Below are 26,351 nucleotides of genomic sequence, written 5' to 3' on the forward strand. Positions count from 1 at the left end.
AAAAGAAGTAAATTGGTCTAATAAAATAATAGAATGCAAAATTTAATAAAGAGAATAATAGTTTTAGCTGCGCTCGTACTTGTAATAGTTCTGGGTTTCAAATATTGCGAGTTCAAAAAAGACGACGATTCTACTATTGATTATAATACCAATCTTATTCAGCAACAAATCCTTAATGTTGGTAAACTGGTAGTCACCGAAGGACATTTCTCAGAAGTCATCACCTACAAAAACCAACAGAAATATTTGATGGATATGGTTTCTTTTGAAAAGAAAGCCCTTGTTGTCGTAAATGCAAATGTTACCGTTGCCTACGATTTGCATAAAATGAAATACGATATCGACGAAAAAAACAAAACCATCACCATTCTAAATATTCCGAAAGAAGAAATAACCATCAATCCTGATATTCAATTCTATGATGTAGAACAAAGCAAACTGAATCCGTTTACAGGAGAAGATTACAATAAAATCAACAAATCAGTAAAAGCAAATCTGGCCAAGAAAATCGAAAAATCGACACTAAAAACCAACGCTCAAAACAGATTAATCAGCGAATTATCTAAGATTTTAATCCTAACCAATTCAATGGGGTGGAAATTGCAATATGAAGGAAAAACAATAGAATCTGATAAGGATTTTAATGAAGATTTGAAGTTGTGATTTGCCACGAAGGCGCTAAGACACAAAGTTTTTTTTATAGATTATAAAGTGGCTAAATAAAGAATCTCGCAAAGTCGCAAAGTCACAAAGAAAAAAACTTAAAGTTAAAAACTTTGCGTCTTTGCGAGATTAAAAAAAAATTTCGGGCAGTAAATTAAACCGCTTTCTTATCGAAAATCAAATCCAATCCACCAGCAATCAAATGCGCCACTTCAGGACGTTTTACTTTCAATTGATCCAAATAAACCAAGACTTCCTGTAAAAGCTGGTCTTCGTTTGAATCCTTCAAAAGCTCAGCAATTTCAACAGAAAGTAACCAATCACTAGAATGGTTTTTTTGAAGTTTTTCAAAAACAGCTTTCAATTCAGATTTAGAATCTTTGTTTTCTCTAATCATACGAACCGTTTGATATAAAACCTCAAGATCATCACGTTCGTCCGTATGTTTGGCTTTAATAGTAGTTGTTTTTGGAACAGAATTAATCAAATCAAAACTATTCACATCGGCTGGACCGGAAAAAGCAGAAACCACTTTTTTACCAATTGCCATATCATAATTTCCCCACTCCGGCTGAAACAAAATTGTTTCGCCATGCGTTACCGTACAATTTCTAAAACTAATCAGGATAATTTCTCCATGTAAGTTTCTTGATCCGGTTATAATTTCGCCTTCAACAATAATATTACCTTCAAATTCCAGTTTTACGGTTTCATTTTCAACAATAGAATAAGCCTGTAAATCCTTCGGACTCATATCTTCAATCGCAAGATTAAAGCCTTTCAGTTTCCCAATCGGACTTCCAAAACCTTCCGGATGCGTCAAAGTTCCGTGACCCACCAATTCTTTTTCACGGTACGATAAAGCTGTTTTTCCGGTAGTCTGAATGTAAACCGGTTTTCCTTCCTCTTCCAGAACATTAGTAAAAACTCCCGAAATTTGTAAACCCGTACTCAACTCAATAGTTCCTAAAGCATTCGAATGAATCAGTTTCTGAATCCCCGAAAGACCTCCCGTACGTAATGCCATTTTATTCGCAAACTCTTCCAAAATCAAACTTAAATAAGAAAAATTTGGCGTTACATAAAGTTGAGGTTGTAACTGCGTAATATCAAAATTTTGATTCGCAGCCGAGATATCATAAGGAATTTTCTTTACGTTATCTGTCATGCACCAGGCACTTTCACCAATAGACGAAAGTAATCCGGCACCATATATTTTTGGGTTTTCAACCGTTCCAATCAAGCCATATTCAACCGTCCACCAATGCAGATTTCGAATCTGGGCCATTTCAGACAATTCTCCCATATTATTCTGTAAATCGGCAACCGCTTTTTCGGCTTCATCGATTTTTTCTTGCGGTGTATCTTCAGCCTCTTTCAAAATCGAAAGCAAACGAATCGCTTCATACATCTGATAATCTTTGTGTGATGAAATCGCTTTACAGCCAATCTCACCAAAACGTCTCAAATACTCAGCATATTCAGGATTTGCAATAATAGGAGCATGGCCGGCACCTTCGTGAATAATATCCGGCGCAGGCGTATATTCAATATGTTCAAGCTGACGAATATCCGAGGCAATAACCAGAACATTATACGCCTGAAATTCCATAAAAGCATTGGGCGGGATAAACCCATCAACGGCAACAGCAGCCCAGCCAATTTCGGTCAGAATTCTGTTCATCCCGTACATACTTGGGATCGAATCAATTTCGATTCCCGTTTTACGCAATCCGTCTAGATACGAACTATGCGCAACTTTCGATAAATAATCTACATTTTTACGCATTACATAACGCCAAACAGCTTGATTTATAGGAGTGTAATCGCTATAATCCTGAGGTTTAATAAATTGCTTTAAATGTTTAGGCAATCGCTCTAATAACGGGTTTGTTTCAATACTTGCATTCATTTCGAAAACGTTGTAGATTAGAATGTAAAATTACGAATTAAGACCGCTATTTTTTGCTATTCGTTACAATTTTTTTATTCGAAATGATTTATTATTGCGTTTTTCGTGAAGTTTGTCTTAAGAGCCTGTGTAGTTTTTAGGAGCTGTTTCCTGCTATCCGCTATATCTTTTGTGGCGAACCCCGCCACAAAAGGATGCCGCTTCTATCAGGGCTAGGACTTTAGTTTTCAGAAGATATTATTTTTTTGCGCAAGAGTTGTTTTGATTTTATAGATTTTGAAGCATTAATATAAAAGTGAAAATTCTAGCAGTCGTTATTGTCAAAACTCACTCTTTCCATTGTCTTTTCATAGCTTTCAACTTCTTTTTTAGTCATTGAAGCCTCTTTTAAATCTACCTTCAATTGCTTTTTAGTATCAGGGCTGATCCATAAACCTGAAAAAGTATTTCCCGTTTTCTTTAAAATTAAAACACCGCTAAAATCATGTTCGACCATTACAAATTCATTTTCAGCCTTTTTGTTCTGCGTGGGATAAATTTGAATCCATTTGCTTGATTTATTGTAGCGATACATTGAGGCAAACATCAAATCAGCAGTACATGGATTTTCTTCTGTTTTGATATAAAGAGTTATGGGTGTTTTTCCATCAATAGTTCCTTTGTATAAATTAGAAACCGGAGCTTGAGATTGTGCATTCAAATGACTTAAAAAAGAGAAACAGATTGTAAAGAACAGGATAACTTTTTTCATTTTAATTAAATTGTTTTTGATTTGGCTTTAGCAGTATTTTCAAATCAAATTTATTTAATAAAAAATAGTATCCAATCTAAATCTTGAATATTTTTAAGATTTACCTGATGTATTTCTCAGTTCGTTTTCAGCATTTCTAAAATATTCAATTTTGTGGCTGAACATATAGGCCATATTTGCAGCACGCATTTTAGCTTCTTCGGTTATTGGGCCGACAAATTGTGCATCGATTGTGGTATTAAAAATTGCAATCCAGCGGTCAAAATGCGTTTTATCTACAGGTAATTGTTTGTGTGGCGGAAAAGGAGTTCCTGAATAAGCTCTTACATCAAATAAAATAGTTTGCCAGAATCCGTACATTTTTTGCAGATGAGGTTCCCAGCGATCTAGCAATTTGTCATTAAAGATAGGACCAATCAGCTCATCTTTTCGAACATTTGCATAAAAGCTGTTCACCATTTGTTTAATGTCTTCTAAGTTCGAAATATCTTTAAGCGTCTCCATATTTTTAGTAATTATATAAACCGCAAAAATAAGCTATAACTCTAAGTTTATTCTATGAGATTTATCATTTGTGAAAATTTTATAACAGGATAGGGTATTTAGAAGATGATCTAAAAGCTTGATTTTAAAATATTTATTTGTGTAATAAAATATAAAAGTAATGTTTTGTGATTTTTTAGAGTATAAGTAATTGATAATTAATTATTTGGAAAAATAAAAGATGAGTTTTTGTTAAGGTAATTTTTACAAATGATGTGTATTTGTAAAGTCTCAGTTATATCGATTTCGTGAAAGATTGATGTAATTTAGATGCGTTTTAATAAAAATAATCATAATAAAATGACAAAAAATTAACTATCTAAAAACCACAAAACTTTAAAAAAATGCACAAAACTACTCACAAACCTACAAATCGGGTAAAAGCAATTTTGACTCAGGTCATTATTATAATGCTTTTCGTTATTATCAAAACAAATGCCCAAACAGTAACACCTTTTATCACATCAGGTGATCAGACAAGATTATTACAGCAGCAATCTACAGTAAGTTTCGGGACAAATTCAGGAACTAATCCTTCTACAATTACGATAAATGCCGGAACAACCTACCAAACCATGGACGGATTTGGTTATACCCTTACCGAAGGAAGCTGCGAAGTAATAAGCGCAATGGCAGCGACTCAGCAAAATCAATTATTAAATGATTTGTACAATCCTGTTACAGGCTTAAACGCCAGTGTAGTTCGTATTAGTATAGCGGCTTCTGATTTAAGCAGTTCGTCTTATAGTTATAACGAAACTTCAGGAGACGTTAATATGAATAATTTCAGTCTCAACGGACCAGATTTGACGTATTTAATTCCCATTATAAAAAAGATTAAGCTGATCAATCCAAACATAAAAATATTAGCCACTCCGTGGTCAGCGCCACGCTGGATGAAAACTAATAATTCCTGGATTGGCGGAAGTTTACAAACACAATATTACGCCGCCTACGCGAGATATTTTGTAAAGTATTTTGCAGCAATGCAAGCGCAGGGAATTTCAATTTGGGGAATCACACCTCAAAACGAACCAGAGAATCCCCATAATGAACCAAGCATGCTAATGAATTCTACAGAACAAAAGAATTTTATTAACCAGCAACTTGGGCCTCAAATGGCTGCGGCAGGTTACGGAAACATAAAAATCATCGCTTTTGATCATAATTGCGACAATACAGCTTATCCTATCGATGTTTTAAACAATAGCAGTTATGTTGATGGTGCAGCGTTTCATTTGTATTTAGGAAATATTTCGGCCATGTCAACAGTACGAAATGCTACAAACAAAAATGTTTATTTTACAGAACAATACACCGGATCAGGCGGAAGTTTTAGCGGAGATTTTGGCTGGCACATGCAAAATGTCGTGATTGGAAGTACCAATAACTGGTCAAAAACAGTTCTGGAATGGAACGCGGCCAATAATCCAAGTTTAGGACCGCGTACTCCTGGAGGATGCAACAGTTGTTTAGGAGCTGTTACAGTAAATAATAGTACAAGTTATACTAAAAATGTGGCTTATTATATTATTGGTCAGATCTCAAAATTTGTAAAACCGGGCGCTGTAAGAATTTCATCTTCAAGTACAAGCGGCACAATTCAAACTGTCGGATTTAGAAATCCTGACGGATCGATTGCACTTGTGGTTTACAATTCAGGATCGGCCAATACGATAAAAGTGGTTTCAGGATCATCAGCATTTAATTATACAGTTCCCGCTTCATCAGCAGTTACTTTCAATTGGTCTGCAGGATCGCCGCCATCATCTTCTTTGCCTGGATATTACAACATTATTTCAAGAAACAGCAATAAAGGATTAGATGTTGCAGATAATTCGACTACAAGCGGAGGACGCATTCAGCAATATGATATTACCGGTGGAGGAGGAAGTAACCAACGTTGGAAGTTTGTTCCTGACGGAAGCGGCAATTACTATATCATTGTAAAATCGACAGGATTGTATTTGGCTCCGGAAAGTAATAGTACTGCCGATGGAATAAAAGTACAGCAAAGAGCATTCTCATCTTCAAATGAATTTAAATGGACCGTGAACAATCTTGGCGGAGGTTATTATAGTATTATTAATGTAAATAGCGGAAAATCATTGGATGTCGAAAGTGTTTCTACTGCAAACGGAGCCAATATTCAGGTTTGGGCGTATACGGGAGGATTAAATCAGCAATGGCAATTGGTACAGGTTGAAGCTTCTGCAGCCAGGAAAGCTGCTGTAGAAGAAGAGGCCAATACCGTATCTGATTTTTCTCTTTATATCAATATAACAAACAACTATTTAAAAATTAATACGCCAAATTCAGGTTCAGGACAAGTCGAAGTTTACAATGCTTCAGGTCAAAATGTTTTAAAAAGAAGCGTTGATTTTACAACTGGTACTGAAGCCGAAATAGAAATTTCGCAATTACCAAAAGGTATTTATGTAGTTAAAGTTAACGATAGTAAAAGCACATATTCTAAAAAAGTGATAAAGAAATAATTACCAATTTTGAATTTTAATTAGTGATTTTATTTTGGTTTGAAAAAGGCTGTCTGATTTTAAATTCAGACAGCCTTTTGTTTTATCCTATGAGTTGTGTAAACAAATCCTGATTGTCATTCAGGTATTGAAATTCGAAACCATTTTTGGTCATATTTAATTTGATAGCCATGATATCTTTTTTATTTTTTAATTCTAAACCAACAACGACAGAACCAACTTCACGACTGTTTTTCTTTGCAAACTGAAAATAAGTGATGTCATCATCCGGGCCTAAAATGTTATTCACAAATTCTTTTAAAGCTCCTGGACGCTGCGGAAACTGAATCATAAAATAATGCATCAAACCTTCATATAGTAAAGAGCGCTCTTTTATTTCGGCAGTTCTTTCGATATCATTATTACTTCCGCTTACAACACAAACTACTGTTTTGCCTTTTATTTTATCTTTATAAAAATCTAAAGCAGCGATTGTTAATGCTCCTGCAGGTTCAACAACCATTGCTTCTTCATTGTACAAACGTAAAATTGTCGTACATACTTTTCCTTCGGGAACCAGAATTATGTCTTCAAGATTGTATCGGCAAATTTCAAAAGTTTTGTCTCCAACTTGTTTTACAGCGGCGCCGTCTACAAATTTATCAATCGTTTTTAAGGCTGTATTTTTGTTTTCTTCAATCGAGGTTTTCATCGAAGGCGCACCTTTGGGCTCAACCCCAATAATTTTAGTATTCGGACTCAAATGCCTAAAAACTTCAGATAAACCAGAAGCCAGTCCGCCACCACCAATCGGAACAAAAATATAATCTATTGGTTCTTTGTAGCTTTCCAGAATTTCTAAACCTACAGTTCCCTGACCGGCAATTACTTTTTCATCATCAAAAGGATGAATAAATATTTTATGATTTTGGATTGCATCTGCTGTGGCCGAAGCATAAGCATCATCAAAAGTATCTCCGGTTAGTACAATTTCTACAAAAGATTTTCCAAACAACTGCACTTGTTTTACCTTTTGTTTCGGAGTTGTTTTTGGCATATAAATTTTGCCTTGTATTTGCAAAAGATTACAAGAATAGGCTACACCTTGCGCGTGATTTCCTGCACTGGCGCAAACAATTCCTATTGCTTTTTCTTTTTCATTCAACGAAGAAATCTTGTTGTAAGCGCCTCTAATCTTGTACGACCGCACAATTTGTAAATCTTCCCGTTTCAATAAAATAGTCGATTGAAACTCGTCTGAAAGATTTAAATTTTGAGTGAGTGGAGTAGCGGCAACTACATTTTCGAGTTGCTTTTTTGCAGCAAGTACTTCGTTAAATAAATTCATTTTGTTTTGTTTTTTGTTTTTGCCACAGATTAAATGATTTAAAAATATTTTAATCTATGATAATCTGGATCAACGCTAAATATTGTGGAGAAATATTAAAAAGGTAATACTACCTAATTATTTTTTACCGCAGAGAACACAAAGGTTTTTCGCAGAGTTCACTAAGATTAAGTTGTGTTACACAATCTAAGTACACAAAGCTTTGTGAACTTTGTGTTTTTATTAAACTTAGCATATTTAAAAAACTTTGCGTTCTCCGTGGTAATTTTTTTTCCTATCCAAAGGTCTTAGAATTGATCTGATAATCTTTTAATCTGTGGCAAAAAAATCATTAAATAAAAAAACCTCCCGTTTGGGAGGTTTAATAAATTGTATTTTGTTTACTTATTTATATAATACCTCACCATTATTGCTGAATTGCAATAATGTTAATAGAGATAATAATGATATTTAAGTTTTTCATTTCAGATAATTGAATGGCAAATGTATTGATTATTTTACGAAATATTCAGCAGCTTTATTTAGTTTTTTTGAAAAAACTGAAAACTGCGACTAAAAATTACTTTTTAACCGGAGGATATTGCGCTAAAACTTTCGATACAATTTCTTTTACTCTTGCATCTTTTTTATCGACGTTTTTGGTTAAAGTTCCAACTCCTTCACCTTGCCAGATCATTTCTTTCTTTTTAGCATCGATTAAATCAATGAATAAAGTTCCTTCGGTAGAAGTTGATACTGTAGTTTGGTTTCCTCCGTACATCATGTAAGGATTCCATCCCCAACCCCAACCGTAACCCCAACCGGCGCTAAATTGGTTTACATTTACTTGTTCTCTTGATTTTGTAAAAATATTTACTAATAAATCAGGGTTTTCGCTTTTTGTAAAACCTTTGGCTTGCATTTGTTCGTCTATGGCATGTAGGATACGTCTTTTATCCAAATCAGAAATTTCGACCTTATCAATTCCGGGCTTAAAAAAAGCGTACGTCTTATATGGCGCGAAATCTACGTTTTTATCGTAATCAGAATATACACTTACCGTGCTGCATGAGGCTAGTATCAAAAGCAAAAAAACGGGTACTAATTTGAATGTTTTCATATGTTTAAAATTTTTAATGTTCTTGGTATTTTTGTCAGGCTGAGTGCCCTTCGACTTTGCTCAGGGTGACAATTTATTAAAATAGATTTTCATCTACAATATTGGGTAAAGTTACCTTTAATAACGGCTGAACTTCCATTGCTCTTTTTATTGCAAAAATAGCTTCGTCGTTTCGGGCCCAGCTTCGTCTTGAAATTCCGTTGTTAACATCCCAAAAAAGCATTGATGCTAAACGTTTTGAAGCCTCTTTAGAACCATCAAGAACCATACCAAAGCCACCATTTATAACCTCTCCCCAGCCAACTCCTCCGCCATTATGAATCGAAACCCAGGTTGCTCCTCTAAAGCTGTCACCAATCACGTTTTGAATCGCCATATCGGCCGTAAAACGAGAGCCGTCATAGATGTTAGAAGTCTCTCTGTAAGGAGAATCAGTTCCCGAAACATCGTGATGATCGCGCCCTAAAACAACAGTTCCAATTTCGCCTTTCGCAATCGCCTGATTAAAAGCTTCGGCAATTTTAATTCGTCCTTCGGCATCGGCATAAAGAATTCTTGCCTGAGAACCTACAACCAGTTTATTTTCCTGCGCTCCCTTGATCCATTTGATATTATCCTGCATTTGCTGCTGAATTTCATCTGGAGAAGTCTTTGCCAATTCTTCTAAAACCTGACTGGCGATATTATCTGTTTTTTGTAAATCTTCTGGTTTTCCTGAAGTACAAACCCATCTAAAAGGCCCAAATCCGTAATCAAAACACATTGGTCCCATAATATCCTGAACATAACTCGGATATTTAAAATCGATATTATTTTCCGCCATAACATCAGCACCCGCGCGGGAAGCTTCAAGTAAAAAGGCATTTCCGTAATCGAAAAAGTAAGTTCCTTTTGCAGTATGTTTGTTAATTGCTTTCGCTTGACGACGTAAAGATTCCTGAACTTTTTCTTTGAATAAGTCCGGATTATTGGCCATCATTTCGTTGGCTTCTTCAAACGAAATTCCAACAGGATAATAACCTCCAGCCCACGGATTATGAAGTGAAGTCTGATCTGAACCCAAATCAATTTTGATGTTTTCTTTATCAAAACATTCCCAAACATCCACCACATTTCCTAAATAAGCAATCGAAACCACTTCTTTATTGGCTTTCGCCAAAGTGACTCTTTTTACCAATTCTTCTGTCGAGGTTACGATTTCATTAATCCAGCCTTGTTCGTGGCGAATTTTGGTAATCTTCGGATTTACTTCGGCGCAGACCGTAATACAACCCGCAATATTTCCGGCTTTTGGTTGTGCGCCAGACATTCCGCCAAGTCCTGAAGTTACGAATAAATTTCCTTCAGGATTTAGTTTTATTTTTCTAAAACCATTCAAAACCGTGATCGTAGTTCCGTGTACAATTCCTTGAGGACCAATATACATATAGCTTCCGGCGGTCATTTGTCCGTATTGCGAAACGCCTAAAGCATTCATTTTTTCCCAATCGTCGGGTTTAGAATAATTCGGGATTACCATTCCGTTAGTAACCACAACTCTTGGCGCTTCAGTATGCGAAGGAAATAATCCCATTGGATGACCTGAATACATTGTCAACGTTTGCTCATCTGTCATTTCTGACAAATATTGCATTGTTAATAAATATTGCGCCCAGTTCTGAAAAACAGCTCCGTTTCCTCCATACGTAATTAATTCGTGCGGATGTTGTGCCACAGCATAATCCAGATTGTTCTGAATCATGTGCATTATCGCTTTTGCCTGCAATGATTTTCCAGGATATTCGTCAATTGGTCGCGCGTACATTCTATAATCCGGACGCAGGCGATACATATAGATACGACCGTATTTTTCTAATTCTTCTGAGAACTCTTTGATTAATTCAGCGTGATGTTTGGCTTCAAAATAACGCAATGCATTTTTTAAAGCCAGTTTTTTTTCTTCTGACGAAAGAATATCTTTTCGTTTTGGCGCGTGGTTAATCGCTAAATCGTAATCTTTTTTTGGAGGAAGTATGGATGGAATTCCCTGTTTTATTTGTTCTTGAAAAGTCATTTTTTTTAGAGATACTAAGTTGCTAAGATTCTAAGATACTAAGGTATTTTAGTTAGATTAACAACAGATTAATTTTTTGTTTTTTTTACTATATCGCTCCGCTGGAGTTCAAATTTTAGATTTTAGATTGTTGATTTTAGATTTTGTAAAAACGTAAAATTCAACATCTGAAATTATTATGTTTCGCTCCGCTGGAGATCAAATTTTAGATTTTAGATTGTTGATTTTAGATTTTTGTAAACGTAAAATTCAATATCTGAAATTATTATGCTTAATTATATCGCTCCGCTGGAGCTCAAAGCCATGATAATGTTTTATTCTATAAATATGCCACTCATAACGGAGTTTTTTTAGCCTTGGAAAGGCGTAATATTTATAGAAAACAATATGCGTCATTTCATAAAAGCTCCATCGGAGCAAAATATTAATTGATGCAATTGGAATTTGGAATTTAAAATTTGGAATTTATTTAAATTATCTACTTCCCAATATTGCCACATTTTCTAATTAAACTAAGGATAACGAATATCCGACCTGTGATACGATTTGTGGATCGTAATCTTAAATTTTCTTGAGCGGATATCCATATAAATATTTTAGATTTTAAATTGGAATTTGGAATTTAAAAATTTGGAATTTTAATTTATAAATAAACTTCTTCATTAACACAAAACGGCATTTTTTTATTTTCAAAAAGTGCTATTATATTTTGTGCGGCGCAAACTGCCATTGCATTTCTTGCTTCGTATGTTGCTGAACCAATATGCGGTAAAATACAACAATTGGACAATGATAATAACGGATTGTCTTTTTTCATAGGTTCTGGATTGGTCACGTCAAGTCCGGCGCCCCAAATTACATTATTAGTCAGGGCGTAAAACAAATCATCTTCATTATGAAATTTTCCTCTTGCCGTATTGATGAAAATAGCATTGGATTTCATTTTTGCAAAAGCATTTTTATTGAATAGTTCATTGTTCTCTTCGCTATAATTCGAATGAACACTTAAAACATCACTTTTAGAAAGTAAAGTTTCAAAATCTACATATTTGGCATCAAGTTCTTTTTCGGCATTTTCATTATGAGAACGATTGTGGTAAATGATGTTCATTCCAAATGCAGCTTTACATTTTTGGGCCATTTCAAAACCAATTCTTCCCAGACCAAATATCCCTAATGTTTTGCCGTAGAGTTCCTGTCCTAAATTTTCTAAAGCATTAAAGCTTTCCCATTTTCCGTTTATAATTTTTTTATGACTATAAAATGATTTTCTGGCAACACTTTGCATCAATAAAAAAGCAATATCTGATGTGGCTCTGCTTAAAACATCCGGCGTATTGCCAACGGGAATTTTCCTTTTATTGGCCGACGGAATATTAACAGCATCAAACCCAACAGAAAATAAAGCGATTCCTTTTAAATTTGGGCATTGCTGAAAAAAATCTTCGTCCAAATTATTGGCTCCAACATTTAGTAAAACATCATTTTCCTGACAGATTTTTATAAACTCATTTCTTGACAATACATTTTCTGTTGGATTTACGGTAATGTTGATGCCTTTTTCCTGAAGTAATAAAATGCCTGCTTCTGGTATATTTTTATTTATAAAAACCTTCATACTTGTTTATTCTTTATAACGGTTTATTTATTCGTCCTGTTTTTTTATCAAATCCATAAGGACAATGACGGCAACCACTTTTGCAGCAATAACCACGTTTTAAATGGTGTTTTTCGGTAAAACATTTATAACCTTCGGGCGTATAGTAAAAATCTTCGCCTTCGATTAGTTTATTTTCATTACTTTGCTCTTTCATAAATCTGCATAGGGTTGATGTTCTTTTCTTTTTAAAATCAAATAAACGAATTTGATTATGATTTTAATGAAATCGAACATTTTTTATCTACAAATTTATAAATTTTACAGCGAATGTTTCTAATTGTTGCTAAATATTTAATTCCGAAAGGATATCGCGGAATGGCTGTATTTCCTTTTGTAATTTTAAAATATGATTTGGATAAAAATAATCCTATTTTTGTCAATCATGAAAAAATTCATTTGAGACAACAATTAGAATTATTGATTTTACCTTTTTATATCTTTTATGTTTTAGAATATATAATCAGGCTCGTACAATACAAAAACAAAGATTTGGCTTATAGAAATATAAGTTTTGAGAGAGAAGCATATGCAAATGAAACGGATTTAGATTATTTGAAAAACCGATCCTTTTTTGGTTTTTTGAATTACATAACTTTAAAATAAAAATAGATTTTGAATCAGGAAATTCATATCAGTTTTCCTAATCATATTTCGCTGACTATAAAACGAGATGATCTCAACCATCCTTTTATTTCGGGGAATAAATTACGAAAATTAAAATACAATTTACTTCAGGCGAAAGCCGAAAATAAAACAACATTGGTAACTTTTGGCGGAGCTTTTTCGAATCATATTGCGGCGGTCGCGTATGCAGGAAAAGAACAAGGTTTTAAAACAATTGGCGTCATTCGCGGAGACGAGCTTTTTGATAAAATTGAAGAAAACCCAACCTTGAAATTCGCTCAGGAAAACGGAATGCAATTTGAGTTTGTAACCCGCGAAGAGTATCGAAATAAAAGTGAAATTTCGTTTATCGAAAAACTAAAAGAGAAGTTTGGCGATTTTTATTTAGTGCCCGAAGGCGGAACAAATGAATTGGCCGTAAAAGGCTGCGAAGAGATTTTGACGGAGGAAGATTCCGTTTTTAATTACGTTTGTTGTGCAGTTGGAACAGGCGGAACAATCTCCGGATTGATCAATAGTGCCTTGCCAAATCAGAAAGTTTTAGGGTTTCCGGCGTTAAAAGGTGACTTTTTAACCAATGAAATTCGTATTTTTGCAAAACAAGATAACTGGAATTTGATTTCTGACTATCATTTTGGAGGTTATGGGAAGATAAATTTAGAATTAATTGAATTTATCAATACTTTTTTTGAAGAAACAAAAGTGCCTTTAGATCCAATTTATACAGGAAAGATGGTTTTTGGCGTTATAGATTTAATCCATAAAAACTATTTTTCTGAAGATTCAAAAATATTACTCCTTCATACCGGCGGATTGCAGGGAATAGAGGGGATGAATATAAAATTGAAACAGAAAAAATTACCAATACTTAAAAGCAATGGTTAAAAAAATAATAACATTCTTGATTCTTGCTACTTTAGTAAGTTGTTCGTCCAGTAAACCTGCTATTGCAACGACCAAAAAAGCAGCAGCAATACAGAGGCCAAGAGTGGCAGCTACCAAAAAGCAAACTCCTGTTAAGCCAATTGGTAAAAATTATCCTTCTACAAATAATACAACTGAGGTTATTCAATCTACTTCGAAAACAGTTGTAACAGGCGATTTAATCAATAACTATATTTTGCAGTTTAAAGATATTGCAATGGGCAATATGCAGAAATACGGTATTCCTGCCAGTATTATTTTGGCACAGGGAATCTTAGAATCCGGTGCAGGAAGAGGTGATTTAGCATTAGAAGCAAACAATCATTTTGGAATAAAATGTCATAAAGACTGGTTGGGAGAAAGTGTTCGCCATGACGATGATTCAGCTCAGGAATGTTTTAGAAAATATCCCGAAGCAGCAGAATCTTATAGAGATCACGCTCTGTTTCTGGTTGGTAAAAAAAGATATGAAACTTTATTTACTTACGAAAAAGACGATTACAAAGCCTGGGCAAAAGGTTTGAGAGCTGCCGGTTATGCTACAGATCCTAATTATCCGGACAAATTAATAAGTTATATCGAAAGATACAATCTGCATCAATATGACTGTCAGGTTACCGGAAGAAATTACAAGCCTTTTGAGAAATCAACTACAGTTAAAAATTCTTCAATTCCATCTAGAAGTTCATCAAATTCAAACTCGAACGATCCTAATTTATACGAAGTTCAAAAAGGAGATACCTTATATTCAATTTCAAAAAAATTCAACGTATTGGTTGATGATTTAAAACAGAAAAACAATCTTTCAGACAATGCCATTTCTATAGGGCAGCGATTGAAAGTGAAATAAGTTTTAAGTTTTCAGTGGCGGTTTTCAGTCTCAGTTTGGAAGTATTCAAAAAATCTAAAATTCAAATTTTAAAATAGAGTTCGCAGTTTATAATCTAAAATCAGAACTCTAAAATCTAAAATCTAAAAATGTTATATAAAAGAAGTAGTCAGCTTTTTGCTGAAGCAGAAAAAGTAATTCCGGGAGGAGTAAATTCACCAGTTAGAGCCTTTAAAGCCGTTGGGGGAACTCCTATTTTTGTAAAAAGTGCCAAAGGTGCGTATTTGTATGATGAGGACGGAAATAAATTAATAGATTACATCAACTCATGGGGACCAATGGTTTTAGGCCATGCGTATCAACCCGTTGTTGATGCTGTGATTGAAAAAGCAAAATTGGGAACTTCGTTTGGAATGCCAACTGAATTGGAAACTCAAATCGCTGCTTTGGCGGTTTCTATGGTTCCGAATATAGATAAAATAAGATTTGTAAATTCAGGTACAGAGGCTTGTATGAGTGCAATTCGTCTGGCGCGCGGATTTACAAAAAGAGATAAAATAATAAAATTTGCAGGTTGCTACCACGGACATTCTGATTCATTTTTGATTCAGGCTGGGAGTGGAGCCGTAACTTTTGGATCGCCAAATAGCCCTGGCGTTACAGAAGGAACCGCAAAAGATACTTTGTTGGCGAAATACAATGATTTAGAGAATGTAAAAACTTTAATCGAAGCGAATAAAGGCGAAATTGCAGCGATTATTATCGAAGCAGTTGCCGGAAATATGGGTTGTATTCCGCCACAAAAAGGTTTCTTAGAAGGTTTAAGAGAATTATGTACAGCAAACGGAATTTTATTAATTTTTGATGAGGTAATGACTGGTTTCCGTTTGGCTCGTGGTGGAGTTCAGGAATTATATAATATCAATGCTGATATTGTAACTTTTGGGAAAGTTATTGGCGGAGGTTTACCTGTTGGTGCTTTTGCTGCACGCGAAGAAATCATGAATTATCTGGCACCGCTTGGTCCGGTTTATCAGGCAGGAACATTATCAGGAAATCCGTTAGCAATGGCTGCAGGATTGGCAATGTTACAGGCACTTGATAATGATCGTGAAATTTTTACCCGTTTAGAAGAAAAAACAGCTTATCTGGAAGCAGGAATTGATAAAGTTTTAAAAGCGAACAATATTGTTTTTACCATCAATAGAGTGGGTTCTATGATTTCTGTTCATTTTGATGCTAGTCCGGTGGTTGATTTTCAAACCGCTGCAAAAGGAGATAACGAAACGTTTAAGAAATTCTTTCACGGTTTATTAAACGAAGGTGTTTACATTGCGCCATCTGCATACGAAACCTGGTTTATTACAGATGCGCTGACTTACGAAGATTTAGACTTTACAATTAATGCGATCGATAAAGTTTCGAAAACATTTTAATACATAAAAAAAGAGGCTCATTTGAGCCTCTTTTTTGTTGATCAGGATTATTTTTTTCCTTTTCTGTGTTCTTTCATTTTGTCTTTACGCTCTTTCTGAATCGCTGTCCATTTTGTATATTGATCAGCATTCAAAATAGATTTCATTTTGGCATCAGTCGCTTTGTGATCTTCTTCCATTTGTTTTTTCATGGCTTTTTTCTCTGCTTCAGTTGGTGCTGCAGCGTTTTCTCCACGGCTCTTTTTCAGCATTTCCATTTTAGTACTTCTGTCAGATAAAAGTTGACCAACTTGTTTTTGCTGATCTGCACTTAAGTTTAAGTCAGTCGTTAATTTTTGCAAATGTGCCTGATCACGTTCTTGCGGAGATTTCATATCTCGGTGACCTTTATGATCTCCTTTACCTTTGTGATCTTTTTTCAAAGCGGTCCATTTTGTGTATTGATCCGCATTTAAAATAGCTTTCATTTTAGTATCATTTGCAGCTCTTTCAGTTTCCAATTGTTTTTTAAAAGCTTCTCTCTCTGCAGCAGTTGGTTTTGTTTTACGATCTTTATTGGCATCTTTAATTTTTTCTCCTTTAGCAGATCTTTCGGCTAATAATTGTTTTACTTGCGCTTGTTGTTTTGTATCTAAATTCAATTCAGAAGTTAACTTTTGCAAATGTTTCTCATTACGTTGTTCCGGAGTTAATTTTTCTCTTTGATCACGTGTAGCTTTCTGATTGATGTCTTGTGCAAAACTTACCATTCCAACGAACAATAAAGCTGCGATAAATAATTTTTTCATAATTCGTTTTTTTTAAGAGGTTTATATCGATTAGACTTCAAGAAGTTTGCTAGGTTTAATTAGATTGTAAGATTTGTCTTTTAATTAACACAAACTATTAATGAAAACATAAAATAGTATATAAACTAAAAAAGAGGCCATTTAGACCTCTTTTTGTAACTGTTATTAGTTGTTTTCTTTTTTGTACTCTCTCATTTTTTCTTTCGCCTGCTCTCTTTTTTCTTCCTGAATAGAAGTCCATTTTTTGTATTGATCTGCATTTAGGATAGCTTTCATTTTAGCATCATTGGCATCTTTTTCAGCTTTTAATTCAGTTTTAAAAGCTTCTCTTTCTGCAGCAGTAGGTTTCTCTTTTCGGTCTTTTCGTTCTGCTCTCAATTTTTCAGCTTTAGCACTTCGGTCCGCTAAAAGTTGTTTTACCTGAGCTTGTTGATTTGCGTCTAAATTTAATTCAGTAGTTATTTTTTTTAACTGTTTCTCATTACGTTGTTCCGGAGTTAGTCTTTCTCTTGGTTCACGATTAGGAGCCTGATCTGCTTCTTGTGCAAAACTTACTACTCCAACGAATAGCAAAGCTGCGATAAATAATTTTTTCATGATGTACGTTTTTTAATTGTTATAGTAATTAGACTTTATCAAATTGAATAGGTTTAATCTGATAATCAGAATTGTAGTTTATTTAACAAAACGAAAAAGCGAATAACGATATTGTGTATTGATGTGCAATGGCTTTTTAACTGTTTAATTATCGGAGATCATGCTATTTTACAAGAATAGGTTTTAAATTTGTTAGTGTATTAAAAATTTTAAAATAGAATTACCAGAATACAATATGGAAGAATTATTTAATAAGAAAAACAAAAACCGAGTTCTTAAAGCCGTAAACGGAGAAATGTCGTATCAAAAATTAAATGCTGCCGAATTGCATCAATTTGTACAGCATTGGAATTATGATGATGGAATCGAACCTTTTCTATGGATCATCAAACAAAAACATCTGGACAAAGGAACAGCGCTTTGTTTGTATTGGATGTTGCAGCCGGATTATTTCTGTAAATTCAAAAATGAAGAAGACATAAAAGAAGATATTAATTATGAAAGTTATCCATTAATAAAAGAAATTGAAGAAAGATATATTTCCGGCTTTTATGAAGAGGAAAATTTTTCTTTTGATCCTCAAGAAGAGTTTTTGGATGAAAATTCTAATACAAAATGTATTCCGCCAGAAATGCTGGAAAAATCACCAGGAACTGTTTTCGAACGACAAGATATTGAGTTTGCTTTTTTAAGGAATCCCAACGAGAAAGAATTGAAAACAATCAATACGAAGATTGCAGATGCTGTAAAAATCATTCAGATTTCAAATCCCGATTTTGTTTATGATAAAACTGATGATGCGATTAACGCTATAATTGAAAGCGTTGAACATTGGAAAACAAAAGAATTAGGGAAGGTAAAAATTAAGAATCTCTCTTATTTATGGATGGATTGCGTTCATAAAAAACACAACTGGAATTGGGTTATTTGGGATTGGGAAACCGGAAATAATATAGGAGTTGCAAATGCTACGAAAGAATTGACGTGTTTGGCAGATACTATTATAAACCATACCATAGATGGATTTCAGCAATCTTCGATAATTTCAGATTTATATCAGGATCTGGCCGGAGTAAATAATTTTTATGATTTGAAAAAAGATCCTTATAGCGGAATTGGTTTGCTTTTTAGTACAGATCATTTGAAATTTAGAGTATAATAAATCATGGTATTAAGAAAAATTACTGTTGAAGACAATGTCTACTTATATAAAACTGTCACAGGATTTGGAGGTAGCACAGAAATCGCAACATTTGCGATAACAATATTCTTAGAGAATTATAAGCAAACTCCATTGCAAATTAATTTTATTACATGGGAAGACGCTTATGCTGGAAATCCTTTAAGTACGGGGACGAAATTAACCAAATTATCTACTAAAGATGAAGAAGTTGTTAATTTAAACAGGCCTAAATATATTAGAGAATTTATTTTATATGGTTTAAAAATGGGTTGGAATGGTCAAAATAAAGTAGAACCTATTGATGGTTTAAAAATATTGGTGAGTTTAGATTATGATGTTTCTCCTTTACACCCAAAAGACGGAATTACTATAGCGCATGGCAAAGAATATCCAAAATAAGTTGATTTTTTAGTATCAGAAATTTACTTCAGAATTAATTGCTTACTTTAGTAATACCAGAAGTTAAAACCCAAAACAAACGATTATGAGTTTAAATGCCACATCAAACAATAATAAAATTGCCTTTTTTTCGACACAGCCTTACGACAAATCTTTCTTTAATAAGTACAATGAAGATTTTGGTTTTGAGTTGGATTTTTTCGAAACACAACTAAATCCTCAAACTGTAATTCTAATCGAAAATGCTACAATTGTTTGTGTTTTTGTAAACGATATTGTCAATGAAGCCGTGATAAAACAATTGGCAGAAAAAGGTGTGAAAATTATTGCGTTGCGTTGTGCCGGTTTCAATAACGTCGATCTTGAAGCAGCAAAAAAATATAACATAAAAGTATGTCGTGTTCCGGCATATTCGCCTCAGGCAGTTGCAGAACATGCGATCGCAATGATTTTGACTTTAAACAGAAAAACTCATAAAGCCTACAATAGAGTTCGTGAACAAAACTTTTCCCTAAACGGATTATTAGGTTTTGATTTATTCGGAAAAACAATCGGAATCATTGGAACGGGAAATATCGGGAAAGCTTTTGCAAAAATCGCTTTAGGTTTTGGATGCAAAGTTCTGGCTTATGATATTGTCACCAATGATGAAATGATAAAAGACGGAGTGAAATTTGTTTCTCTTGAAGAAATCTTCAAATCGAGTGATATTATTTCACTGCATTGTCCATTAAACGAGCAAACCAAACATATCATTAATAAAAAGTCTATCGACGAAATGAAAGACAGCGTTATGATTATCAATACAAGTCGTGGCGGATTAATAGAAACTTCTTCTGTAATTGAAGGTTTAAAAGAAGGTAAAATAGGATATCTCGGAATCGATGTTTACGAACAGGAAGAAAAACTATTCTTCAGAGATCTTTCTGCTGATATTATTCAGGACGATGCGATTCAGCGTTTAATGAGTTTTCCAAATGTTTTGGTTACGGCGCATCAGGCCTTTTTTACCAACGAAGCTTTAACTCAGATTGCTTTGGTAACTTTCAATAACATAAAAGATTTATTGACCAATAATAATATTGAAAACAAAGCAGCTTTGCTGGTTTAAAAAATAAATTGAATAAGATTGGCAAACCCGACAGGTTTATAAACGTAATCACAAGAATTAAAAAATAGGAAATATGAAAAATAAAATTTTAGTGGCAGTTATGATTCTGGGAATGATTTCATGCCAAAACAAAGAAAAACCTGCAGATAACGTTATTAAAACAATTGTAGAAGATACCTTATCAAAAACCGTTGCGGGAACGGCAGATGTAAGCGATGCTCCAGTAAAAGAGGACAAAGCAGTCGAATTGATCCGTAAGCAATTGAATATTCTATTAAAGACAGATCTTCCTGCAATGACAAAAGAAGACAGATTTTTTTACTACGAAGCTTTCGATTTGAATAACGATAAAAAAGACGAATATTTCGTTGGTTTCTCTAATCCTTATTTTTGCGGAAGCGGAGGTTGTTCCGGTTACATCCTAAATAATGACGGAAGTTTAATCAATAAGTTTACCGTAACCGATTTCCCGATTCTCGTTACCACTTCAGCATCTGAAAAGTTTTACGATCTTATATTCGAAACTGGTGGAAAATTTCATCTCATAAAAATGAAAAACGGCAAATACCCGTCAAACCCATCCGTTCAGGAAATTTGGAAAGGTGAAACTCCTAAAGAAAATACTAAGGTTTTAGATATTCAGGGAAAGAAATTAGAGAAGTATTCGTTTTAATCAGATTATTATAAAAAAATCATTCCGTAGGAATGTATGCTCGGTAGAATTAAAATTGAAATATGGTTATACGTTCCGTAGGAACGTTTGATTAACGAAGCAGATGTTTTATTTCTGTAAAAAAAACAGGTGTCCCTACAGGACACACCATACAAAAACAATATTTTTTTCTACCGATGAGATATTCCTACACGGAATATTTCTATTCGTTCTGAATCAATTCGACTTTTTTAAAGCAAGGTATATAAAATAAAACCTGTCGGGTTTATGATAGATTTTATTAATTTGTCTTAGAAAGATTTTTTATTAATTTATACACTGCCATAAGTAAACCAGCGCCAAAAAATAATATACCAGTGTAGCCAATAATTATTTTGATTAATTTATTTCCTCTTTTAAATTCTTCAGGGTATAGAATCAGAAACAAACAATTCAAAACAAATATTAAGCAGCCAAAAAACATAGCAATATTCGTTTTAAACGTGTTTGTATTCGTGTCAATTTTCTTCTCTTTAATAAGGTAATAGATGTAGCCTAAACCTCCGAAGAAAAGAATACAATTGAAATACTCAATTCTTTTTTTAACTACAACAGTCTCAGAAAAGTATTCTTTATTTATAAATGAATCAACCAATAAATACACACCCAATATTGTGAATAAAATAAATACTGTATAAAGAAAATAATTTTTGATTTTCGACATAATTGTTTCTAAGTCATTAAATTTAAATAGAAAACCCGACAAATTTTTAAAAATCTGTCGGGTTTGAATATTAATACAATTTTGGAATTTTCAAATTTACTCCACCAATTCCACAAACTTAAACTCACCTTCAACAGCCACTTTCGTCAAACCGTGTTTAGATAAGTTTTTCATAGAAGCATCCCATTTTTTACCGCTTAAATTAGCAGTAATTTTTAGTTGCTGAAGATCCATTTTGTTTTCATTTCCTTTCAATAAATCTACGATGAATTTTTCTTCATCAGACAATTCAATTTGAGCTTGTTTTTTCTCCGGACGCATTTGCGGGAACAATAAAACTTCCTGAATCGATGCGTTGTTTGTTAAGTACATAATCAAACGGTCCATACCAATTCCCATTCCGGAGGTTGGTGGCATACCGTATTCTAATGCTCTTAAGAAATCCTCGTCGATAACTCCGTTTGCTTCGTCATCACCTTTTTCAGCCAAACGCATTTGGTCTTCAAAACGCTCACGTTGATCAATTGGATCGTTTAATTCAGAATACGCATTTGCAATTTCTTTACCACAAACCATCAATTCAAAACGCTCAGTAAGTTCAGGATTGTCACGGTGTTCTTTACAAAGAGGCGACATTTCTTTAGGATAATCAGTAATAAAAGTAGGTTGAATATAATTTCCTTCGCATTTAGCGCCAAAAATTTCATCAATCAATTTTCCTTTACCCATTGTTTTATCAACATCGATTCCCATTCCCCTTGCAGCGTCAAACAATTCTTCTTCGCTTTTTCCAGAGATATCAAATCCTGTAAAATGCTTGATAGAATCCGTCATTGTAACACGAGCGTAAGGCGCTTTAAAGTTAATTTGGTGTTCACCAAAAGTCACTTCGCTGGTTCCGTTTACGGCGATTGCGCAATGCTCAAGCAAACCTTCAGCAAATTCCATCATCCAGTTGTAGTCTTTGTAGGCTACATATATTTCCATAGCGGTAAATTCAGGATTATGCGTTCTGTCCATACCTTCATTTCTAAAGTTTTTCGAGAATTCATAAACACCTTCAAAACCACCAACAATTAATCTTTTCAAATACAATTCGTTTGCAATACGCATATAAAGCGGAATATCAAGCGAATTATGGTGCGTAATAAACGGACGTGCGGCAGCTCCACCAGGAATCGATTGTAAAACCGGAGTTTCAACTTCAAGATATCCTGCATCGTTAAAATAACCACGCATTGCAGTATACAACTTGGTACGTTTGATAAAATTTTCCTTTACTTGGGGATTCACAGTTAAATCTACATAACGCATTCTGTAGCGTAATTCAGGATCATTAAAAGCATCGTGTACGTTTCCTTCTTCATCTACTTTTGGTAAAGGTAACGGACGTAAAGTTTTACTCAAGAAAGTAAATCCGTCAACACGAATACATTGAGCGCCAACTTTTGTAGTAAACAATTCACCTTCAATACCAATAAAGTCACCTAAATCAGTTAGTTTTTTAAATACAGTATTGTATAAAGTTTTATCATCACCTTCACACAAAACATCGCGATTCACGTACAATTGTATACGTCCTTCGCTATCCTGCAATTCAGCAAAACAAGCTTTCCCCTGATCTCTCACACTCATTAAACGTCCGGCAACGATCACCTTCTTACCCTCTTCAAAAGATTCCTTCACCTGCTTCGAAGTATGATTTACAGGAAAAAGATTAGCCGGATAAGGATTGATTCCTAAGTTGCGTAAGTTTTGAAGTTTTTCTCTTCGGATGATTTCTTGTTCTGATAATGCCATTTTGTGCTCTTTTTTAAGTGCGCAAAGATAAAGAAAAGAATGTAGATTTCAGAATGCAGGTTTTAGATTTTTTGAAGCAGTAATTTATTGCATTTCAAAGACCTTTTGTCCCGCTATTCACTTGTATCTTTTTTGCCGAAAAAGCAAAAAAGGATACCGCTGCTATCGGGGCTATTTTAGAAGTTTTAGTTTTTAAAAGGCATTTTAGTTAGTGCGTTTACAAAATCTTTGTCGTCCTCAGGAACGAAGGATCACACAAGAAGTTCGACAAAGATTGGCGATTTAGTTTGCGGCACTTCTCGTGCGATCTTCCGTTCGGGATGACAAACTAAACGAATGAAAAAACATTTCTGTAAAAATTAAACAAAAAAACCTCAGTATCTTAGCAACTCAGAACCTTAGTATCTTAAAGAAAATGAACTACATAAAAGCCTTTTTACTTTTACTCTTAATTTCGAGCTGCCAAATTACCGAAACTATCAACATCAATCCAGACGGAAGCGGAACTATTGAAGTTTTTCAATTACGCGACGAAAATAGTTATTTGCAATTAGGACGTCCTTATTCTGATTCTGAAAAATTTACAGATACAATATTCGTTTTTCAGGATTATATAACAAAGTATGCAGCAACGTTTGTAAAATTTAATAAATCTGACCAAGCATTGTTTCAGGAACATGCCAATGTAAAAATGCATATTAAAGTGGATCCGGTTCAAATGGAAAATTTTAATGTAATTTCTTCTGACTTTAAAAAAATAGAAGAAATACCTAATCTTTATGAAAGTCTTAGTTTGGCAAGTTCTTTAAAAGAAAATTATCCGGTTTCAAAAGAATCCTTCAAAATAAAATATACTTTCGATGGTTCTACTTTCAAAAGAAATCTTGTAATTGTTGATCAGCAAAAGTTTGATAAGGACAAAAAAATGCTGGAAGAAAGGAAAAAAATGTATGCTAAGTATAAATTAGCGCAATCCTATACCTTAAAATATCATTTTCCAAAAGAAATAAAATCGGTTTCAAACGAAAAAGCTATTATTAGTTCAGATAAAAAAACAATGACATTAGAATTTCAACTTTCAGATTGTTTAAAAAATCCGGAAATAACGAATCTGGAAGTGGTTTTAGAGCAAAAAGACCTTCAATAGTGTTGTCTTAGTATCTTAGAACCTTAGTTTCTTAGAATCTCAAAAAATAAAATAGTCTTCGTATCTTTGATAAAAAATTAGCCATTATGAAATTATACAAGTTACTTAGTTTTTGTTTTGTATTAGCAACATTAACAAGCTGCACCCTAACCGAAAATATATATGTAAACGATAACGGAACCGGAAAATTTTCTGTAGATATGGATGGTTCATCTTTGATGGCGATGGCTGGTGACCAGCTTGGACCTGATGCCAAAAAGAATATAGATTCTACTTTTACTTTCAAGCAATTGTTTGAAGAGAAAAAAGACAGCATTGCAAAACTGTCTCCCGAAGCCCAAAAAGAACTTAAAAAACTCGAAAATTTTGTAGTAAATACCAAAATGAATGGTGAGAAAAAAGAGTTTTTAATGACCATTTCGACTGATTTTAAAAATGTAAATGAGCTACAAGATGCTTTGCAATCTTTGAGCGCACTTCAAAAATTAGAAGGCGGAGCAAATGCTGCGTCACCATTGGGGAAAGGCTTAGGAGATAATAACAGTAAATTAAGCTATACATACGATGGAAAGAAATTTACACGTACAGCAGTAATCGATAAACAAAAATTAGCTGCAAAAGCGAAAGATTCTACCGCAGATATGTCTAAGATGATTTTTGCTTCTTCGACCTATATTATAAAGTATCATTTTCCTAAGAAAATAAAAAAAGTATCGAACCCAAATGCTTTGTTTAGCGAGGATCGAAAATCAATTACAATTCAATACCCTTTTACGGATTATATGGAGAATCCTGACAAACTTAACTTTGATGTAGAGTTTGAAAAATAATTAAAATGAATAAAAAAATTCAACTTCAGGATTTAGGAAGTAAAGATTATAAATCGACCTGGGAATATCAGGAAGAGATTTTTAAGGATATAGTCGACTTAAAAATTAAAAACCGAAGAGAAGAACTCGATTTGCCAACCCCCAATTATTTACTTTTTGTAGAACATCCGCATGTATATACTTTGGGTAAAAGCGGAGATCTTGAAAATCTTTTATTAAACGAAAAACAGCTTGAAGCAAAAGGAGCTACTTTTTATAAGATCAATCGTGGTGGAGATATTACCTATCACGGGCCGGGACAAATTGTAGGTTATCCGATATTAGACTTAGAAAATTTCTTTACAGATATTCATAAATATTTGCGTTTTCTGGAAGAAGCTATAATCCTGACTTTAGAAGAATACGGCTTAAAATGCGGAAGAAGCGAAGGTGAAACTGGGGTTTGGCTTGATGCAGGAACTCCGTTTGCACGCAAGATTTGTGCGCTTGGCGTACGCGCTTCACGATGGGTAACCATGCACGGATTTGCGCTAAATGTAAATGTTGATTTAGGATATTTTGACAACATTATTCCGTGTGGAATTCGCGGAAAAGGGGTTACTTCTCTACAAGTAGAACTTGGTGTAGAAAAAGTTGATGAAGCCGAAGTAAAGGCTAAAATCGTAAAACATTTGACCCAATTATTCGAAGCAGAATTTGTTTCGTAAATCTTAATTAACCGCAAAGAGTTCGCAAAGCTTTGTGCTCTTTATGTTTTTACAAAATTTTAAGGGTAAAAAACTTTGTGTTCTCTGTGTTAATAAT

At 33.9% G+C, this 26,351-nt stretch carries 25 protein-coding genes; 13 read left to right on the forward strand and 12 right to left on the reverse strand.

Annotated elements, in window-relative coordinates; genetic code table 11:
* Nucleotides 1-33: 33 nt before the first annotated feature.
* Nucleotides 34-663, forward strand: coding sequence for a DUF4230 domain-containing protein (locus tag LNP81_RS10535; RefSeq protein WP_230035640.1), 630 nt, complete (start codon nt 34-36; stop codon nt 661-663).
* Nucleotides 664-817: 154 nt separating this feature from the next.
* On the opposite strand, the gene LNP81_RS10540 is transcribed toward LNP81_RS10535, so the two are convergent.
* The 3 genes from LNP81_RS10540 to LNP81_RS10550 all read right to left on the reverse strand — a co-directional run bounded on the left by LNP81_RS10540 (nt 818) and on the right by LNP81_RS10550 (nt 3,830).
* The gene (locus tag LNP81_RS10540) at nt 818-2,575 is read right to left on the reverse strand and encodes an aromatic amino acid hydroxylase (RefSeq protein ID WP_230035642.1); all 1,758 of its coding nucleotides are present in this window, start codon (nt 2,573-2,575) and stop codon (nt 818-820) included.
* A gap of 304 nt (nt 2,576-2,879) precedes the next feature.
* Entirely contained in the window at nt 2,880-3,326 is a 447-nt protein-coding gene (locus LNP81_RS10545) for a hypothetical protein (protein ID WP_230035644.1), read from the reverse strand.
* Nucleotides 3,327-3,419: 93 nt separating this feature from the next.
* Nucleotides 3,420-3,830: a group III truncated hemoglobin gene (locus LNP81_RS10550; RefSeq protein WP_230035646.1), complete on the reverse strand. Its 411-nt coding sequence runs from the start codon at nt 3,828-3,830 to the stop codon at nt 3,420-3,422.
* A gap of 383 nt (nt 3,831-4,213) precedes the next feature.
* Here LNP81_RS10550 and LNP81_RS10555 point away from each other — a divergent pair, with 383 nt between their 5' ends.
* The gene (locus tag LNP81_RS10555; RefSeq protein ID WP_230035648.1) at nt 4,214-6,364 is read left to right on the forward strand and encodes an RICIN domain-containing protein; all 2,151 of its coding nucleotides are present in this window, start codon (nt 4,214-4,216) and stop codon (nt 6,362-6,364) included.
* 82 nt (nt 6,365-6,446) lie between these two features.
* Here the strand turns inward: LNP81_RS10555 and ilvA are convergent, their stop codons facing one another.
* The 5 genes from ilvA to LNP81_RS10580 all read right to left on the reverse strand — a co-directional run bounded on the left by ilvA (nt 6,447) and on the right by LNP81_RS10580 (nt 12,657).
* Nucleotides 6,447-7,691: a threonine ammonia-lyase IlvA gene (ilvA, locus tag LNP81_RS10560; protein WP_230035651.1), complete on the reverse strand. Its 1,245-nt coding sequence runs from the start codon at nt 7,689-7,691 to the stop codon at nt 6,447-6,449.
* Nucleotides 7,692-8,250: 559 nt separating this feature from the next.
* Complete coding sequence (locus LNP81_RS10565; protein WP_230035653.1) at nt 8,251-8,790, reverse strand: DUF4136 domain-containing protein; 540 nt, start codon at nt 8,788-8,790, stop codon at nt 8,251-8,253.
* A gap of 76 nt (nt 8,791-8,866) precedes the next feature.
* On the reverse strand, nt 8,867-10,843 hold the full coding sequence (hutU, locus tag LNP81_RS10570; protein ID WP_230035655.1) for a urocanate hydratase: 1,977 nt from the start codon (nt 10,841-10,843) through the stop codon (nt 8,867-8,869).
* Between the two features lie 643 nt (nt 10,844-11,486).
* Nucleotides 11,487-12,461 carry a 2-hydroxyacid dehydrogenase gene (locus tag LNP81_RS10575; RefSeq protein ID WP_230035657.1) on the reverse strand — a complete coding sequence of 325 codons (975 nt, stop codon included), beginning with the start codon at nt 12,459-12,461 and terminating at the stop codon, nt 11,487-11,489.
* 13 nt (nt 12,462-12,474) lie between these two features.
* A complete protein-coding gene (locus LNP81_RS10580; RefSeq protein WP_059115986.1) occupies nt 12,475-12,657 on the reverse strand; it encodes a C1orf53 family protein in 183 nt (60 codons plus the stop codon).
* A gap of 113 nt (nt 12,658-12,770) precedes the next feature.
* Here LNP81_RS10580 and LNP81_RS10585 point away from each other — a divergent pair, with 113 nt between their 5' ends.
* The 4 genes from LNP81_RS10585 (at nt 12,771) to hemL (ending at nt 16,316) form a co-directional block, all read left to right on the forward strand.
* On the forward strand, nt 12,771-13,106 hold the full coding sequence (locus LNP81_RS10585) for a hypothetical protein (RefSeq protein WP_230035658.1): 336 nt from the start codon (nt 12,771-12,773) through the stop codon (nt 13,104-13,106).
* A 9-nt stretch (nt 13,107-13,115) separates the two neighbouring features.
* Nucleotides 13,116-14,012: a 1-aminocyclopropane-1-carboxylate deaminase/D-cysteine desulfhydrase gene (locus tag LNP81_RS10590; RefSeq protein ID WP_230035659.1), complete on the forward strand. Its 897-nt coding sequence runs from the start codon at nt 13,116-13,118 to the stop codon at nt 14,010-14,012.
* Complete coding sequence (locus LNP81_RS10595; RefSeq protein WP_230035660.1) at nt 14,005-14,901, forward strand: glucosaminidase domain-containing protein; 897 nt, start codon at nt 14,005-14,007, stop codon at nt 14,899-14,901. The genes LNP81_RS10590 and LNP81_RS10595 overlap by 8 nt, the downstream gene beginning before the upstream one ends.
* A 128-nt stretch (nt 14,902-15,029) precedes the next feature.
* Nucleotides 15,030-16,316 (forward strand): glutamate-1-semialdehyde 2,1-aminomutase, encoded by a 1,287-nt coding sequence (gene hemL / locus LNP81_RS10600; RefSeq protein WP_230035661.1) that lies wholly within the window; start codon nt 15,030-15,032, stop codon nt 16,314-16,316.
* 47 nt (nt 16,317-16,363) lie between these two features.
* Here the strand turns inward: hemL and LNP81_RS10605 are convergent, their stop codons facing one another.
* Nucleotides 16,364-17,104: a DUF4890 domain-containing protein gene (locus LNP81_RS10605; RefSeq protein WP_230035663.1), complete on the reverse strand. Its 741-nt coding sequence runs from the start codon at nt 17,102-17,104 to the stop codon at nt 16,364-16,366.
* Nucleotides 17,105-17,269: 165 nt separating this feature from the next.
* Complete coding sequence (locus LNP81_RS10610) at nt 17,270-17,701, reverse strand: DUF4890 domain-containing protein (RefSeq protein ID WP_230035665.1); 432 nt, start codon at nt 17,699-17,701, stop codon at nt 17,270-17,272.
* A gap of 235 nt (nt 17,702-17,936) precedes the next feature.
* Here LNP81_RS10610 and LNP81_RS10615 point away from each other — a divergent pair, with 235 nt between their 5' ends.
* The 4 genes from LNP81_RS10615 to LNP81_RS10630 all read left to right on the forward strand — a co-directional run bounded on the left by LNP81_RS10615 (nt 17,937) and on the right by LNP81_RS10630 (nt 21,067).
* Nucleotides 17,937-18,860 (forward strand): DUF4274 domain-containing protein, encoded by a 924-nt coding sequence (locus LNP81_RS10615; protein ID WP_230035666.1) that lies wholly within the window; start codon nt 17,937-17,939, stop codon nt 18,858-18,860.
* A gap of 6 nt (nt 18,861-18,866) precedes the next feature.
* Complete coding sequence (locus LNP81_RS10620) at nt 18,867-19,283, forward strand: hypothetical protein (protein ID WP_230035668.1); 417 nt, start codon at nt 18,867-18,869, stop codon at nt 19,281-19,283.
* 85 nt (nt 19,284-19,368) lie between these two features.
* Nucleotides 19,369-20,394: a 2-hydroxyacid dehydrogenase gene (locus tag LNP81_RS10625; protein ID WP_230035670.1), complete on the forward strand. Its 1,026-nt coding sequence runs from the start codon at nt 19,369-19,371 to the stop codon at nt 20,392-20,394.
* 73 nt (nt 20,395-20,467) lie between these two features.
* Nucleotides 20,468-21,067 carry a hypothetical protein gene (locus tag LNP81_RS10630; RefSeq protein WP_230035672.1) on the forward strand — a complete coding sequence of 200 codons (600 nt, stop codon included), beginning with the start codon at nt 20,468-20,470 and terminating at the stop codon, nt 21,065-21,067.
* 280 nt (nt 21,068-21,347) lie between these two features.
* On the opposite strand, the gene LNP81_RS10635 is transcribed toward LNP81_RS10630, so the two are convergent.
* Nucleotides 21,348-21,770 carry a hypothetical protein gene (locus tag LNP81_RS10635; protein ID WP_230035674.1) on the reverse strand — a complete coding sequence of 141 codons (423 nt, stop codon included), beginning with the start codon at nt 21,768-21,770 and terminating at the stop codon, nt 21,348-21,350.
* A 96-nt stretch (nt 21,771-21,866) separates the two neighbouring features.
* Entirely contained in the window at nt 21,867-23,570 is a 1,704-nt protein-coding gene (gene lysS, locus LNP81_RS10640) for a lysine--tRNA ligase (protein WP_230035676.1), read from the reverse strand.
* Nucleotides 23,571-23,985: 415 nt separating this feature from the next.
* Between lysS and LNP81_RS10645 the strand changes: the two genes are divergently transcribed.
* The 3 genes from LNP81_RS10645 (at nt 23,986) to lipB (ending at nt 26,254) form a co-directional block, all read left to right on the forward strand.
* A complete protein-coding gene (locus tag LNP81_RS10645) occupies nt 23,986-24,717 on the forward strand; it encodes a hypothetical protein (RefSeq protein ID WP_230035678.1) in 732 nt (243 codons plus the stop codon).
* 86 nt (nt 24,718-24,803) lie between these two features.
* Nucleotides 24,804-25,547 (forward strand): hypothetical protein, encoded by a 744-nt coding sequence (locus LNP81_RS10650; protein WP_230035680.1) that lies wholly within the window; start codon nt 24,804-24,806, stop codon nt 25,545-25,547.
* 5 nt (nt 25,548-25,552) lie between these two features.
* Nucleotides 25,553-26,254 carry a lipoyl(octanoyl) transferase LipB gene (lipB, locus tag LNP81_RS10655; protein WP_230035682.1) on the forward strand — a complete coding sequence of 234 codons (702 nt, stop codon included), beginning with the start codon at nt 25,553-25,555 and terminating at the stop codon, nt 26,252-26,254.
* Nucleotides 26,255-26,351 lie beyond the last annotated feature (97 nt).

Source organism: Flavobacterium piscisymbiosum, assembly GCF_020905295.1.
Lineage (GTDB): Bacteria > Bacteroidota > Bacteroidia > Flavobacteriales > Flavobacteriaceae > Flavobacterium > Flavobacterium piscisymbiosum.

Excerpts from the sequence above, each read along its gene's own strand:
- lysS (WP_230035676.1), bottom strand. The coding sequence starts at position 23,570 with ATGGCATTATCAGAACAAGAAATCATCCGAAGAGAAAAACTTCAAAAC.
- LNP81_RS10610 (WP_230035665.1), bottom strand. The coding sequence starts at position 17,701 with ATGAAAAAATTATTTATCGCAGCTTTGCTATTCGTTGGAGTAGTAAGT.
- LNP81_RS10580 (WP_059115986.1), bottom strand. The coding sequence starts at position 12,657 with ATGAAAGAGCAAAGTAATGAAAATAAACTAATCGAAGGCGAAGATTTT.
- LNP81_RS10635 (WP_230035674.1), bottom strand. The coding sequence starts at position 21,770 with ATGTCGAAAATCAAAAATTATTTTCTTTATACAGTATTTATTTTATTC.
- lipB (WP_230035682.1), top strand. The coding sequence starts at position 25,553 with ATGAATAAAAAAATTCAACTTCAGGATTTAGGAAGTAAAGATTATAAA.
- LNP81_RS10545 (WP_230035644.1), bottom strand. The coding sequence starts at position 3,326 with ATGAAAAAAGTTATCCTGTTCTTTACAATCTGTTTCTCTTTTTTAAGT.
- LNP81_RS10575 (WP_230035657.1), bottom strand. The coding sequence starts at position 12,461 with ATGAAGGTTTTTATAAATAAAAATATACCAGAAGCAGGCATTTTATTA.
- hemL (WP_230035661.1), top strand. The coding sequence starts at position 15,030 with ATGTTATATAAAAGAAGTAGTCAGCTTTTTGCTGAAGCAGAAAAAGTA.
- LNP81_RS10645 (WP_230035678.1), top strand. The coding sequence starts at position 23,986 with ATGAACTACATAAAAGCCTTTTTACTTTTACTCTTAATTTCGAGCTGC.
- hutU (WP_230035655.1), bottom strand. The coding sequence starts at position 10,843 with ATGACTTTTCAAGAACAAATAAAACAGGGAATTCCATCCATACTTCCT.
- LNP81_RS10630 (WP_230035672.1), top strand. The coding sequence starts at position 20,468 with ATGAAAAATAAAATTTTAGTGGCAGTTATGATTCTGGGAATGATTTCA.
- LNP81_RS10540 (WP_230035642.1), bottom strand. The coding sequence starts at position 2,575 with ATGAATGCAAGTATTGAAACAAACCCGTTATTAGAGCGATTGCCTAAA.
- LNP81_RS10620 (WP_230035668.1), top strand. The coding sequence starts at position 18,867 with ATGGTATTAAGAAAAATTACTGTTGAAGACAATGTCTACTTATATAAA.
- LNP81_RS10535 (WP_230035640.1), top strand. The coding sequence starts at position 34 with ATGCAAAATTTAATAAAGAGAATAATAGTTTTAGCTGCGCTCGTACTT.
- LNP81_RS10555 (WP_230035648.1), top strand. The coding sequence starts at position 4,214 with ATGCACAAAACTACTCACAAACCTACAAATCGGGTAAAAGCAATTTTG.
- ilvA (WP_230035651.1), bottom strand. The coding sequence starts at position 7,691 with ATGAATTTATTTAACGAAGTACTTGCTGCAAAAAAGCAACTCGAAAAT.
- LNP81_RS10565 (WP_230035653.1), bottom strand. The coding sequence starts at position 8,790 with ATGAAAACATTCAAATTAGTACCCGTTTTTTTGCTTTTGATACTAGCC.
- LNP81_RS10625 (WP_230035670.1), top strand. The coding sequence starts at position 19,369 with ATGAGTTTAAATGCCACATCAAACAATAATAAAATTGCCTTTTTTTCG.
- LNP81_RS10650 (WP_230035680.1), top strand. The coding sequence starts at position 24,804 with ATGAAATTATACAAGTTACTTAGTTTTTGTTTTGTATTAGCAACATTA.
- LNP81_RS10615 (WP_230035666.1), top strand. The coding sequence starts at position 17,937 with ATGGAAGAATTATTTAATAAGAAAAACAAAAACCGAGTTCTTAAAGCC.
- LNP81_RS10595 (WP_230035660.1), top strand. The coding sequence starts at position 14,005 with ATGGTTAAAAAAATAATAACATTCTTGATTCTTGCTACTTTAGTAAGT.
- LNP81_RS10585 (WP_230035658.1), top strand. The coding sequence starts at position 12,771 with ATGTTTCTAATTGTTGCTAAATATTTAATTCCGAAAGGATATCGCGGA.
- LNP81_RS10605 (WP_230035663.1), bottom strand. The coding sequence starts at position 17,104 with ATGAAAAAATTATTTATCGCAGCTTTATTGTTCGTTGGAATGGTAAGT.
- LNP81_RS10550 (WP_230035646.1), bottom strand. The coding sequence starts at position 3,830 with ATGGAGACGCTTAAAGATATTTCGAACTTAGAAGACATTAAACAAATG.